The sequence below is a fragment of the Mesorhizobium waitakense genome (genome assembly GCF_056431085.1).
In genome coordinates this window covers 22,707-36,158 of record NZ_JBWKME010000187.1, presented here as the reverse complement: position 1 = coordinate 36,158, position 13,452 = coordinate 22,707, and the positions used below count along the sequence as shown (strand labels likewise).

The following is a 13,452-nucleotide window of genomic DNA, read 5'->3' as shown; positions in this document are numbered from 1 at the left end:
GACTTCACTCTGGCAGAGCGCTGGTCGCCTTCCATCCCCATAGGATCTTCACGTCAGGGGAATGGCGGGTTCTGGCGCGAGATGTCCATGGTTGGACGTTCAAATTGCAAGGGCTAAAACCGGTCCAAAGTCGAATAACAACCTACCCGAGAGTTTGGCTTGCCAGGGCATAGCTCTTCGGTCTGGTCGCACCGCCGACGGCAAAATCGGTTAGGCGTTTGCCCAGCGACATGGTCAGCACCGTGTCGAAGACTGGCATTCCAGCGTGCGACAGAAAGGTGGCGAACTCGCCAGTGTCCATGTGGGTGTCGATCCGCAGGAATGACCCTAAATGGTCATGGACGTGCGGCCGGACGATCGCCACGGCATCGGCGTCGCTTTCCGCCACGACCGGCCCCACGACGTGGCCCCTCCCGAATGGCCGGCAGAGCGCGAATGCGCTCAGCCTACCATCCTTGAAAAGACCACAGCCGGCCGAGTTTGCGAAAAGCCTTTCGATGAGCGCCGCCCGCCTCACGCCAAATCCTGCCGCGTCGAGCGCGATCGCTGCGGGAATATCACCTGGGTCCAAGGTCCTGACATGGCGCATGTCCGTCGGGCCATCTGTCGTCTCCAGGCGGGCGATGCCCTGGCATTGATAGACGGTCTTCTCCGGCTGGAAGTCGAGCGAGAGATAGAGCCGCCTTGCCGCGCGCGTTGCATTGAGACGCAGATCGCAGCCGACGACGTTCTCGAAAACCCGCTTCATCAGCCATTGCCCCGCCCCCAGCGTCTGAAGTCGCGGCGAGGTGATCACCATGCCCACGGTCGCGAAATCGGTACTATGCGCGAACCACATGGCCGAACCAAGAACCCGGCCGATCTCATCGAGCGCCACGAACCCGTGTCCCGACTGCCGCAGGAATTGCCAGTCTTCAGCGCGATGCGGCCATCCCACGGAGAGCGAGAGTGCGTGCAAGCGGTCCAGCTCAACGCCTTCGATGTCGCCAATCCGCATCGAGAAGGTATCGATTTTCAAGCTTCCGGACGGCTTCAATTCCATGCCCCTGAAAGATTATCGCACTAGAAGGCGACGCGTCGCTGGCTACCTTCCCGCTGCCAACGCTAAACAAGCAGACCGGTACGATTTGCTCGAAAGCCACGCGGCAACGCTAGATTCAACTGAAACACTTCCGCTTTCGGCACGCAATCGCGAAAGAACGCGCACATCCTCTGCCGAAATCGAGTAGCCGCCGACATCGATCCCGGCAAACCCGAAATGCCAAACCCGAAATGCTTTGAGGGCTGGAATGGACGTCTTCGACATCCTCGACCGTCTTGTCGCCTTCCCATCGGTCGCCGGCAAGCCGAACGGCGATATCGCCGGTTGGATCGAGGCCTATCTCGCAAAACACGAAACGCAGGTTGCCCTGCTTCGAGGGCCAGAAGGCGACCGGTCCAATCTGTTCGCGACGATCGGCCCCGCCGACGTCCCTGGCTACATTCTGTCCGGCCACATGGACGTCGTCCCCGCCGGTGAACCGCAATGGAGTTCAAGCCCTTTCGCGCTGCGCAAGGAGGGCGAAAGGCTCTATGGACGCGGCACCACGGACATGAAAGGGTTTCTTGCCGCGGTGCTCGCGGCGGTGCCTGGCTTGGCGGGACTGCGCCTTGCCAGGCCGATCCATCTCGCCTTCTCCTATGACGAGGAGGTGGGATGCCGCGGCGTGCCGCATTTGATCGCCCGCCTTCCCGAGCTTTGCGCGAAGCCGCTCGGCGTCATCGTCGGCGAGCCGAGCGGCATGCGCGCCGTGCGCGGCCACAAGGGCAAGGCGGCCGCCCGCGTGATCATCAACGGGCGCTCCGGCCATTCCTCCCGACCCGATCTTGGGCTCAACGCCATCCATGCCATGGCCGATGCGCTGAGCGCGGCCGTGACCGAGGCCGAGCGGCTGACGCACGGTCCGTTCGACCCTGCCTTCGAGCCGCCCTACTCCTCGCTGCAAGCGGGCGTGGTGTCTGGCGGACATCAGGTCAACATCATCCCGGACACCTGCACGCTGGACCTCGAGGCGCGCGCCATACCCGGCGTCGACCCGGCCAGCCTGCTGGCGCCTGTAAGGGCGCGAGCAGAGGCCCTTGCGGCCCATGGCTTTCGCATCGAATGGACACCGATGAGCGCCTATCCGGCGATGTCGCTGCCGCCAGACGCGCCACTTGCGGGACTGCTGCACGCCTTGACCGGCCAGGCGCCGCTTGCCGCCGTCAGCTACGGTACGGAGGCCGGGCTTTACCAGGCCGCAGGTTTCGATGCGATCATTTGCGGCCCTGGCGACATCGACCGCGCTCACAAGCCGGATGAGTACATTTTCACCAGCGAACTCGCCGCCTGCCAACGATTGATCGAGGCGCTGGGCGCCCGTTGCGCGACGTGACGGGGAGCCGGAATGACATTCCTGTTCAATTCCGATGCGCGCCGCGGGGCCATCTTCGCTGAGGCATTCGCGAGAGAACTGCCGGACGTTCGTTTCATGATGGATGCCGCAGCGGTCGACCCCGACGCCGTGCGTTACCTGATCAGCTGGACCGTGCCGGATAATCTCGGCCGCTACAGGAACCTGGAAATCCTGTTTTCGATCGGCGCCGGCGTTGACCAGTTTCACCTCGATGCTGTGCCTGCGAACGTGAAGATCGTGCGCATGGTCGAGGAAGGCATCGCGCGCATGATACAGGAATATGTGACGCTAGCCGTGCTCGCGCTGCATCGCAACCTGCCTGGATATCTGGCGCAGCAGCGCGCCGGCGGATGGGCCGATATCGCGCAGCCGCAGGCCGGATCGCGCCGGGTCGGCGTGCTCGGCCTCGGACAGCTTGGCCAAGCCGTCCTCGACCGCCTGAAGCCCTTCGGCTTCCCGCTCGCCGGATGGAGCCGCTCGCCCCGGCAGATCGGGGGCGTGACCTGTCATCATGGCGAACTCGGACTGAAGGATATGCTCGCCGTCAGCGACATATTGATCTGCCTGCTGCCGCTGACCGAGGAGACGCGTGGTTTGCTCGATGCCGGCCTGTTTGCGAAACTGCCTGAAGGGGCGGCGCTGGTCCACACGGGACGGGGGCCACAGCTCGACCATGAAGCGCTTGTCGCCGCGCTCGACGGCGGCCATCTTTCGGCGGCGATGATCGACGTCACCGATCCTGAGCCACTGCCTGCGGGCCATCGGTTCTGGTCGCATCCGAAGATTATCCTGACCCCGCATGTCGCCAGCGTCACCCAGCCCGCGACGGCCGCACAGGCTGTTGTCGAAAACATCAGGCGCTACCGCGCCGGTCTTGACCCCATCGGGCTCGTCGACCGGTCGCGCGGCTATTGAAATTCAACATGAAAGGCCATCCCTTGTCCCTGCTCAAGACCGTCGATGCCAGCCCTGCCTTCCAGCCGCGCGAATCCGGGGCGCTGCCTGAACGGCTGATTGCCGGCAACCCCGCCTTCAAGACCTGGGCGCAGGACGTCGCCAAGGACGACCTCGTCCGTACCGGCGTCTGGGAGGCGACGCCTGGGGAAACGCGCTCAATCAAGGGCGACACTTTCGAGTTCTGCCACATCCTCTCGGGCGTGATCGAAATCACGCCCGACGGCGGCAAGCCTGTGATCTACCGTGCCGGCGACAGCTTCGTGATGAAACCTGGCTTCACCGGGATTTGGAAAACCATCGAAACGGTACGCAAGATCTACGTAACCGTAGGGTAACGGGAGCGCGGAGGCGCCGGCCTCGGCAACAGATTTTGCCGTCTGTCATCGCCGGCACACAACAATCATCCGCGACCGATCGCCGAACGGTGCATGCTGCGCTGCTGCCCGCGCTAGGCTCCCGCAGAATATTCCAGAGTGGGTGCCATGGGCTTGAGCTTCGACCCGGATACCGTCTCCCTTCCCGGCGGCCATTTCATCGGCGGCAAACTGGTCGCGGCCGAAGGTGCGATCGAGATGCACCGACCGTCGGACGGCAAGGCATATACCGCTTGCCCGGTGGCCCGCGTCGATATGGTCGGCCGCGCCGTGGAAAGCGCCAAGGCGGCACTGAAGGCCAGCAACTGGGGCTCCGTTCGGCCGCGCGAGCGCACCAGGACGCTCCAGGCCTGGGCCGACCTAATCGAGGCGGAAGCCGAAACGCTGGCCAGGATCGAGGCTCTGTGCTCCACCCGACCTGTCGGCCAGCTCGTTGCCGGCGACATCGCCATAACCGCCGAGCAGATCCGCTTCTTTGCCGAATTCGCCGACAAGGAGGGCAGCGAGCTCGTACCGACCGACGATGCCAGCCTCGGCATGATCATGAGCGAGCCCTATGGCGTGGTCGGCGCGATCACGCCCTGGAATTTTCCGATCTCGATGGCCGGGTGGAAGCTTGGCCCGGCACTGGCCGCGGGCAATGCGGTCGTGCTGAAGCCGTCGGAAATGACGCCCTTTTCGGCAGTCTATATGGCGCAGCTCGCCGTTAGGGCGGGCCTGCCCGCAGGGCTAATAAACGTCGTGCTGGGAGACGGTCCGACGACCGGCACGGCGCTAACCGGCCATCCCGAGATTGCCAAGGTCTCCTTCACCGGCTCGACCCGCGCCGGCTCGGCCATCATGGAAAACGTCGCTCGCACCGGCGTCAAGCCGATGACGCTGGAACTCGGCGGCAAGAGCCCGCAGATCGTCTTTGCGGATGCCGATATCGACAAGGCGGCGACAGCGATCGCCGGCAGCGTCACCTTCAACGCCGGCCAGGCCTGTGTCGCCGGCACGCGCCTGATCGTCGAGAGGAGCGTGGCCGACAGGCTGACGGCCGCTATCCTGCAACGGATGAAGATGGTGCGGCCAGGCCCTACCTGGGACGACGCGACCCAATATTCGCCAATCATCTCGGAACGGCAGCGGGCGCGTATCGACGGCATCGTGCGGGCCGCGATCGGGGCCGGCGGCGAATGCTTGACCCGCGGCGGCGTCATGGACAGCCCCGGCTATTTCTACCAGCCAACGCTGATAGCTGATGTCGACCAGGCCAATCCGGCGATCGTCGAGGAAATCTTCGGCCCGGTCCTGACAGTCCAGACCTTTGAGACCGAGGACGAGGCGCTGGCGCTGTCCACCCATCCAACCTATGGACTGGCTTCCGGCCTGTTCACCTCCGACCTTTCCCGCACCATCCGCTTCGCGCGCAAGCTCGAAGCGGGCACTGTCTGGGTCAATCGCTACAGCCGCTCACGCGACCATATCCTGCCGACCGGCGGCTACAAGCGCTCCGGCATCGGCAAGGATCTCGGCCGCGAGGCCTATCTCGCCAACCGCAGGACCAAGAGCGTCCTGATCAGCCTCTAGAAGGATACCGATGAAATCCTATTCGATCGCCCTGATCCCCGGTGACGGCATCGGAAGCGATGTGACCGCCGCCGTCTGGTCCGTGCTGGAGACCGCGGCCAGACACACGGGTTTTGCCTTGACCGGAACCGAGTTCCCCTGGTCCTGCAAATTCTACAAGGATACCGGCCGCATGATGCCGGAGGACGGCATCGAGACCTTGCGCGGCTTTGACGCCATCCTTCTCGGCGCCGTCGGCTGGCCGTCGGAGGTACCTGATTCCGTCTCGCTGCACGGCCTGCTGCTGCCGATCCGCCAGGCATTCGTGCAATATGCCAACATCCGGCCGCACCGCCTGCTGCCGGGCGTGACAGGGCCGCTGCGGGCGGAAGGTTTCGACATATTGTGCATCCGTGAGAATACCGAAGGCGAATATTCGGGCGCCGGCGGGCGCGTGCATCAAGGCACGCTGGACGAGGTCGCCGTGGAGACCTCGATCTTCACCCGCGCCGGCGTTGAACGCATCCTGCGCTTCGGCTTCGAGCAGGCGCGGACACGGCGCGGCAAGCTTGCATCCGTCACCAAGTCCAACGCGCAGAAATACTCGATGGTGTTCTGGGACGAGATCACGCGAACGCTGGCCGCGGAGTACTCTGACGTCGCCGTCACCAGCTATCATGTCGATGCGCTTGCCGCGCGCATGATCATGGCGCCGGAGAGCCTCGACGTGGTCGTCGCTTCCAACCTGTTCGGCGACATCCTCACCGACATCGGCGCGGCGATCCAGGGCGGGCTTGGCTACGCCGCCTCCGCCAACATCAATCCCGGCCGCTCGGCGCCGTCGATGTTCGAGCCGGTGCACGGCTCGGCGCCCGACATCGCGCATCTCGGCATCGCCAATCCGATCGCCGCCATCTGGTCCGGTGCCATGATGCTCGATCATCTCGGCGAAAAAGCTGCGGCCGGTCTCGTCATGAAGGCGGTCGAAGCCGCAACCGCCAGAGGCATAGGCACCATTGCCGGCAAGGACCGGACTGAGGCCATCACGGCCGCGGTCGTTGCGGCGCTCACCTGATTGCAAGGTCGTTTTCGATGAAAAACCTGAAAGACAAAAACCTCTTCCGCGAAGCCGGCCTGATCGGCGGTGAATGGGTTGCTGCCGGTTCCGGCAGGACGGTCGACGTCGTAGATCCGGCGACCCAGGCGGCGATGGGCACGGTGCCTGATATGGCCGGTCCGGAGACCCGCGCGGCCATAAAGGCCGCGGCGTCCGCCTATGGTGACTGGAAGAAAAAGACCAACGCCGAGCGGGCCGGCCTCCTGGAGGCCTGGCATGGCCTGATGCTTGCGCATCTGGACGATCTCGCACTGATCCTGACGACGGAACAGGGCAAGCCGCTGGACGAGGCCAAAGGCGAGATCCGCTACGGCGCGTCCTTCGTCAAATGGTTCGCGGAGGAGGCCCGTCGCATCAACGGCCACACCATCCCCTCGCCGACGCCAGACCGGCGCATCATCGTGCTGAAGGAACCGGTGGGCGTCTGCGGCATCATCACGCCGTGGAATTTTCCCAATGCGATGATCACTCGCAAGGTCGCGCCGGCATTGGCTGCCGGCTGCACGGTGGTGATCAAGCCGTCCGAGTTCACGCCCTATTCGGCGCTGGCGCTCGGCGTGCTTGCCGAGCGCGCCGGCATTCCCGCCGGCGTCATCAACATTGTCACCGGCATGCCCACGGAGATCGGCAACGAGATCATGGCGAACGAGGCCGTCCGCAAGATCTCCTTCACCGGCTCGACACGGGTCGGTTCGCTGCTGATGCGCGGGGCCGCCGACAGCGTGAAACGCTTGAGCCTTGAACTCGGCGGCAACGCGCCCTTCATCGTCTTCGACGACGCCGATCTCGACCTCGCCATCGAGGGTGCGCTGGTGTCAAAATTCCGCAATGGCGGCCAGACCTGCGTCTGCGCCAACCGCATCCTCGTCCAGGCCGGGGTCTATGAGACCTTCGCCGCCAAGCTTTCCGCCCGCGTCAACGCCATGACGGTTGGCCCCGGCACGCAGCCCGGCGTCGCCATCGGGCCGATGATCAACATGGCAGCGGTCGAGAAGATAAACCGCCATGTCGAGGACGCACTCGCCAAAGGTGCAACGATTATCACCGAGAGGCCGGCATTGCCGGACGGCCCTCAATATGTCGCGCCGCTGGTGCTGACCGGCGCGACAAAGGACATGCAGCTCGCCGGTGAGGAAACGTTCGGCCCGGTCGCGCCGCTTTTCCGGTTCGAGACGGAAGAAGAAGCGATCACGCTGGCCAACGGCACGCCCTACGGGCTTGCTTCCTACTTCTACACCGAAAACCTGAAACGCGCCTGGCGCGTCGGCGAGGCGCTGGAGTTCGGCATGGTGGGTCTCAACACCGGCTCGGTCTCGATCGAGGTCGCCCCCTTCGGCGGCGTCAAGCTGTCCGGCCTCGGGCGAGAGGGCGCGCAGGCCGGCATCGAGGAATATCTCGAGCTGAAGAGCTTCCACATGGGAATAGGCAGTATGTAATAGGCAGTAGGGAATTGGGAGATACTGCCTACTGCCTACTGCCTACTGCCTACTGCCTACTGCCTACTGCCTACTGCCTACTGCCTACTGCCTACCTCACCCGGTCGAGCGCCTTGTAGTAGAGGCCGACCATCGGCAGGAACCAGGGTTTGCCGGAATAACCAGGAATGGACGGCCACTCGAGCCCCTTCATCGGATTGCGATCTTCGCGGCCGAGCATGGCATCGGCCAGGATCATGCCGAGATGGGTGGAAAGCTGCGCGCCGTGGCCTGAATAGCCAATCGCGTACCAGACTCCATCATGGTAGCCGGCCCGCGGAAAACGGTCCTTGGTCATGTCGACCAGCCCGCCCCAGCAATAGTCGATCTCGACCTTGGGGAGTTGCGGGAAGATTGCCGCGAGGCCCGCCTGCAAGATCTGTCCGCTCCTGGCGTCGGAGCGCTGGTCCGATGTCGCCGAGAAGCGTGCGCGACCGCCGAAGATCAGGCGCCTGTCCGGCGAGAGCCGGAAGTAGTTGCCGATGTTCATCGAGGTTACGCATGTCCGGTTGCCTGGCATGGTCGCGGCGATCTCGGCGCCGCTCAACGGCCTTGTGGCGATTATGAAGCTGCCGACGGAGATGATCCTGCGGCGGAAATAGTCGAAATTCGGCGTCGTGTAAGCGCCGGTCGCTACCAGCACATTGTCGGCGCTGATCCGCCCGCGGGAGGTTGTCAGCTCATGCCTGTTGCCGGCCTGCTTGCGGTCGGTCACCGTAGCGTTCTCGTGGATCACGGCGCCGTGGCGGGCGGCCGAAGTGGCGAGACCCGCCACATAGCGGCCCATATGCATCATTGCGCTCTTCTTCGACAGCATCGCGCCATGGAAAGGTGAGCCGATCTCGGACTTGAGATCCGCCGCCGACAGCAGCGCCGTATCCGGGTCCACCTCGGCGTGAAGGGCTTCGAAATTGCGGGCGATTGATGCAAAATGCTGCGGCTTGGAGGCGAGCTTCAGCTTGCCGGCGCGGCGGAAATTGCAGTCGATGCCTTCCTCCGCGATCAGCGCCTCTATGGTGTCGACGGAGTCGTCCAGCGCCCGGTAGAGGGCGATTGCGCGGTCCTTACCGAGCTCCGCCTTGGCGGAGAGGTAGCTGTGGGCGAGGCCGTTGTTGAGGTGTCCGCCATTGCGCCCGGATGCGCCCCAGCCCACACGCTCCGCCTCCAGCACGGCCACCTTGGCGCCGGCCTTCGCCAATTGGCGCGCGGCGGCGAGACCAGTGAAGCCGCCGCCGATGACGGCGGCATCGTAGTGCCCCTCGACCGGGCCTTGCGCCCCGCCGGAAAAGACAGGGGCCGTGTCGTGCCAGTAGGAGACGAACTTCATTGGCAATCCGCCTGTTTCAGAGACCGACTACGCCTGCAAGACCCGAAATGTCCGATATCTCGACATAGCCGTAATACGGGTTGGCCGGTTCGTGGCCGCGATTGACCCAGACCTTGTTCTTGATGCCGAGATCGTGTGCCGACATCAGGTCGTAGCGGAAAGAGGACGAGCAGTGAAGAACGTCATCCGGGCCGCAGCCCAGCCTGTCGAACATGTATTCGAAGGCCTGGAAGCGCGGCTTGTAAGCCTGCGCCTGCTCGGCCGTGTAGACGGCATGGAACGGCGCACCGAGCTTTTCGACATTGGACATGATCTGCGCGTTCATCGCGTTGGACAGGATGACCAGCGGAATTTCCTTGGCGACCTTCGCCAGGCCCGCCGGGACGTCGGCGTGAGGTCCCCATGTCGGCACGCGCTCATAGACCATCCTGGCGTCGTCCGGGCTGAAGGCGACACCGTTGCGCTTGCAAGCGCGCTCGAGCGCATTGTGGACGACGTCGGCATAAGGCTTCCAGTCGCCCAGGATCTCGTCCAGCCGGTACGCCGCGAAATTCTTGATGAACTCCTGCATGCGCGGCTCGTCGAGCCGGCTGCCGTAGAGGTCGCGCGCCGCTTCCGCCATCTGGAAAAAGGTCAACGTGCCGTAGCAGTCGAAGGTGATGTATTTGGGCCTGAAGGAAGCCATGTCCGTCGATCTCCGGTGGAAGCACATCCGCGCTGGGATGTATTTCATCATAGGACGGCAGGCGGCGACCCACCTGACCGAAATAGGCCTTCCTAAAGCAGAAAGTTCCGTATCCGCCATCTGCTTTGGCACGCTGTAGCATCTGGCGTGCCGATTGCGGCGCCGCGCCCGGCGTGAGGCGCCCCCGCCGCGGACGACGCCAGCACAAGATGCGGCACACCCGTCGCGCTACGGCGAAAGATACTGTCCAAGCCAAAGCCTTCAGATGATCTGCGGCACGCCGATGGTCGAAACTTGTCGTCAGACGGAAGGATGCCTCATGCCGCAGGGCGACATCGAACTCCGGGCCTTCGGGCCCGACCATATCGAGGGAGCCGTAGTGCTTTCTCGCCAGGAGAATTGGCCACATCGCCCGCAGGACTGGCAGATGGCGCTGCAACTGTCGAGCGGTGCGGTCGCGCTCGACGATCAGGGTCGCGTCACCGGAACCATCCTGGTAACGCCCTACGGCGCGGATTGCGCCATGATCAACATGGTGATCGTGGACAGGAACGTGCGCGGCAAGGGGCTTGGGCGCCAGCTTATGGATCAGGCCTTCGCCTTGGCCGGGGACCGTCCGCTGCGGCTCGTCGCGACGGCGGACGGCATGCCTCTCTATGAGAAACTGGGGTTCGTGCCCTCCGGCACCATTCTGCAGCATCAAGGCAAAGTTACGGAGCTTGGCGAACCCGATGGCGTAGAGGCCGCAAGCATCGGCGATCTGCCTGAAATCAAGGCGCTGGACCGCGACGCCTATGGCGCCGACCGCGAAGCTCTAATCGATGCGCTGGCCGAGCGCGGCCAATTCGCCGTCATCCGCCGCGACGGCGCCATCGAGGCCTATGCCGCGATCCGGCCGTTCGGACGCGGCGAGGTGATTGGCCCGGTCATCGCGGGAAGCATCGACGAGGCGAAGGCCATGATCGGCTTCTTCGCCGCGCCGCGCGCCGGCGCCTTCCTGCGCGTGGATACCGGCAGCGGAACCGGCATCGCCGGTTGGCTCGAGGAAATCGGCCTCACCCATGTCGGCGGCGGCGTAGCCATGGACCGTCCGCCCAAGACGGTCGCGCGACAGGCCAGGCCAAAAGTTTACGCCCTCGCCAACCAGGCGCTGGGATAGTCGGAGAACAACAATGCTCGCCAATTCCCTGATCGAACTCGATCGCGCCCATCTCATCCACCCGGTCTCTTCATACCGTGGTCATGAGGCGCACGGCGTGCGCGTGTTGAAATCGGCGAAGGGCGCGACCGTGACCGATGCGTCCGGCCGGCAGCTTCTCGACGGTTTCGCGGGGCTGTGGTGTGTCAATGCCGGCTACGGCCACGACAGCATCGTCGAGGCAGCGGCCAGGCAGATGCGAGAGCTTCCCTACGCCACCGCCTATTTCGACCTCGGCTCGGAGCCGGCCATCCGCCTCGCCTCGGAACTGGCCGAGCGCGCGCCAGGCGACCTCAACCACGTCTTTTTCACCCTTGGGGGGTCGGACGCGGTCGACAGCACGATCCGGTTCGTCCGCTACTACTGGAATGCCAGGGGCGAGCCGAAACGCGATCAGTTCATTTCCATCGAGCAGGGTTATCACGGCTCGTCGGTGGTCGGCGCCGGCCTGACCGCCCTGCCCGCCTTTCACGCCGGTTTCGGCATTCCTTTTGAATGGCAGCACAAGATCCCCTCCCCCTATCCCTACCGCAACCCGGTCGGCGAGGACGGCAACGCGATCATCGCCGCATCGCTCGCCGCGCTGAAGGCCAAGATCGAGGAGATCGGGCCGGAGCGGGTCGCCGCCTTCTATGCCGAGCCGATCCAGGGCTCGGGTGGCGTCATCGTTCCACCGAAAGGCTGGATCAAGGCGATACGCGAACTCTGCCGGGAGTACGGCATCCTGTTCATCGCCGATGAGGTGATCACCGGTTTCGGCCGCACGGGGCCTTTGTTCGCCTGCACCGATGAGGACATCGTTCCCGATTTCATGACGACGGCGAAGGGTCTGACCTCGGGCTATGTTCCCATGGGCGCCGTGTTCATGGCCGATCATGTCTACGACGTCATCGCCGATGGCGCGGGCGCCTCGGCCGTCGGTCACGGCTACACCTATTCCGCCCATCCCGTCAGCGCCGCCGTCGCGCTCGAGGTGCTGAAGCTCTACGAAGACGGCCTTCTGGAGAATGGCATCAAGGCCGGCGCCCGCCTGATGGCAGGACTGGCAAGCCTGAGCGACCACCCCCTCGTCGGCGACGTGCGCGGACGCGGCATGCTTGCCGCGATCGAACTGGTGGTCGACAAACAGAAGAAGACGCCGCTTCCGGCGTCGGCCATGCCGGCGCGGCGCGTCTTCGACAGGGCGTGGGACAATGGCCTCATCATCCGTGCCTTTGCGCATGGCGTTATCGGCTATGCACCGCCGCTCTGCTGCAGCGATGCCGACATCGATGCGATCATCGAGCGCACGCGCCGGACGCTCGACCAGACGCTGGACGATCCAGACGTCCGCCAGGTCCTGGCATGATAGCGGCGAAATATGTCGCGTCTCGAAATATCGCCGGGGCAGACGATTTCGCAATTTTGTGCCGCCCCCTCACGCCTTTTCGGCGAATCCAGCGCGGGGGAAGTGCCAGACTGCTGAGAAGACAAGGCCAGAACGCCCGGATTTCCGGGCCTTCGAAAAAGGCCGACGCCCCGGACAGCACGGAATTTTGTTCTGTTCAACACGTGCAATTCGGCCGCATGCAGAGGAGACCCATCTTGGCCAGGGGCTTTAGCGAATTCAAATACATGACCTTCGATGTGGTCGGCACGCTGATCGACTTCGAAGGCGGGATCACGACCTGCCTGGCGGGAATTGCCGCCGAGGCCGGCGTTTCGATCGATGGCGAGGAGGCGCTGGCCCTTTACCGGCAGGCCCGCTACATGCCCGATGCGAGCCTGTTTCCCGACGATCTCGTGCGTGTCTACACGGTCATCGCGCCGCGTCTCGGCCTCCCTTCCGAGGAGAAATACGGTGTGCGCCTGCGGGACTCCGCCAGTGTCTGGCAAGGCTTTGCTGACAGCGCGGCGGCATTGGCGGACCTTGCGAAGTCGCGCAGATTGATCGCCATGACCAATGCCCGGCGCTGGGCGCTCGATCATTTCGAGAAGCAGCTCGGTTCGCCCTTCTTCGCCACCTTTACGGCCGATGATACTGGCACGGAGAAACCGGACCCGGCCTTCTTCCAGAAGGTTTTCGATTTCGTGGCCTCCCGGGGCGACAGCAAGGACGACATCCTCCACGTGGCGCAAAGCCAGTACCACGACATCGGCATATCCCGGGCGCTTGGCATGACCAATTGCTGGATCGAGCGCCGGTATGCCCAGAAGGGTTACGGCGGCACGATCGAGCCCGAGCGTTTCACCGCGCCTGACTACCACTTCACGTCAATGGCGGCCCTTGCCGCCGCCGTGCGGGAAAGCCTGAAGCAACGAACCTGAGCCCAAGCCCGGAAAGCCGCAGCAAG

General features: G+C 64.1%; 12 protein-coding genes. 9 read left to right on the top strand and 3 right to left on the bottom strand.

The window, feature by feature from the left end; translation table 11 throughout:
• Positions 1-142 precede the first annotated feature (142 nt).
• Entirely contained in the window at positions 143-1,042 is a 900-nt protein-coding gene (locus AC07FD_RS33805) for a GNAT family N-acetyltransferase (RefSeq protein WP_478353337.1), read from the bottom strand.
• Positions 1,043-1,289: 247 nt separating this feature from the next.
• Here AC07FD_RS33805 and argE point away from each other — a divergent pair, with 247 nt between their 5' ends.
• From argE to AC07FD_RS33775, 6 genes are all read left to right on the top strand, one after another.
• The gene (gene argE, locus AC07FD_RS33800) at positions 1,290-2,414 is read left to right on the top strand and encodes an acetylornithine deacetylase (RefSeq protein WP_478353336.1); all 1,125 of its coding nucleotides are present in this window, start codon (positions 1,290-1,292) and stop codon (positions 2,412-2,414) included.
• A gap of 12 nt (positions 2,415-2,426) precedes the next feature.
• Positions 2,427-3,350: a 2-hydroxyacid dehydrogenase gene (locus AC07FD_RS33795; RefSeq protein ID WP_478353335.1), complete on the top strand. Its 924-nt coding sequence runs from the start codon at positions 2,427-2,429 to the stop codon at positions 3,348-3,350.
• A 23-nt stretch (positions 3,351-3,373) separates the two neighbouring features.
• A complete protein-coding gene (locus AC07FD_RS33790; RefSeq protein WP_478353339.1) occupies positions 3,374-3,727 on the top strand; it encodes a cupin domain-containing protein in 354 nt (117 codons plus the stop codon).
• A 147-nt stretch (positions 3,728-3,874) separates the two neighbouring features.
• Complete coding sequence (locus tag AC07FD_RS33785) at positions 3,875-5,338, top strand: aldehyde dehydrogenase family protein (protein ID WP_478353334.1); 1,464 nt, start codon at positions 3,875-3,877, stop codon at positions 5,336-5,338.
• A gap of 10 nt (positions 5,339-5,348) precedes the next feature.
• Entirely contained in the window at positions 5,349-6,392 is a 1,044-nt protein-coding gene (locus AC07FD_RS33780; protein WP_478353333.1) for a tartrate dehydrogenase, read from the top strand.
• A gap of 17 nt (positions 6,393-6,409) precedes the next feature.
• Positions 6,410-7,870 carry an NAD-dependent succinate-semialdehyde dehydrogenase gene (locus tag AC07FD_RS33775; RefSeq protein ID WP_478353332.1) on the top strand — a complete coding sequence of 487 codons (1,461 nt, stop codon included), beginning with the start codon at positions 6,410-6,412 and terminating at the stop codon, positions 7,868-7,870.
• A 91-nt stretch (positions 7,871-7,961) separates the two neighbouring features.
• On the opposite strand, the gene AC07FD_RS33770 is transcribed toward AC07FD_RS33775, so the two are convergent.
• On the bottom strand, positions 7,962-9,236 hold the full coding sequence (locus AC07FD_RS33770; protein ID WP_478353331.1) for an NAD(P)/FAD-dependent oxidoreductase: 1,275 nt from the start codon (positions 9,234-9,236) through the stop codon (positions 7,962-7,964).
• 16 nt (positions 9,237-9,252) lie between these two features.
• Positions 9,253-9,921 (bottom strand): haloacid dehalogenase type II, encoded by a 669-nt coding sequence (locus AC07FD_RS33765; RefSeq protein WP_478353330.1) that lies wholly within the window; start codon positions 9,919-9,921, stop codon positions 9,253-9,255.
• Positions 9,922-10,240: 319 nt separating this feature from the next.
• Between AC07FD_RS33765 and AC07FD_RS33760 the strand changes: the two genes are divergently transcribed.
• The 3 genes from AC07FD_RS33760 (at position 10,241) to AC07FD_RS33750 (ending at position 13,426) form a co-directional block, all read left to right on the top strand.
• On the top strand, positions 10,241-11,080 hold the full coding sequence (locus AC07FD_RS33760; RefSeq protein ID WP_478353329.1) for a GNAT family N-acetyltransferase: 840 nt from the start codon (positions 10,241-10,243) through the stop codon (positions 11,078-11,080).
• Positions 11,081-11,093: 13 nt separating this feature from the next.
• Positions 11,094-12,467: an aminotransferase class III-fold pyridoxal phosphate-dependent enzyme gene (locus AC07FD_RS33755; RefSeq protein WP_478353328.1), complete on the top strand. Its 1,374-nt coding sequence runs from the start codon at positions 11,094-11,096 to the stop codon at positions 12,465-12,467.
• A 266-nt stretch (positions 12,468-12,733) separates the two neighbouring features.
• Positions 12,734-13,426, top strand: a complete 693-nt coding sequence (locus AC07FD_RS33750) for an HAD-IA family hydrolase (protein WP_478353338.1) — start codon at positions 12,734-12,736, stop codon at positions 13,424-13,426.
• The last annotated feature ends 26 nt before the right edge of the window (positions 13,427-13,452 follow it).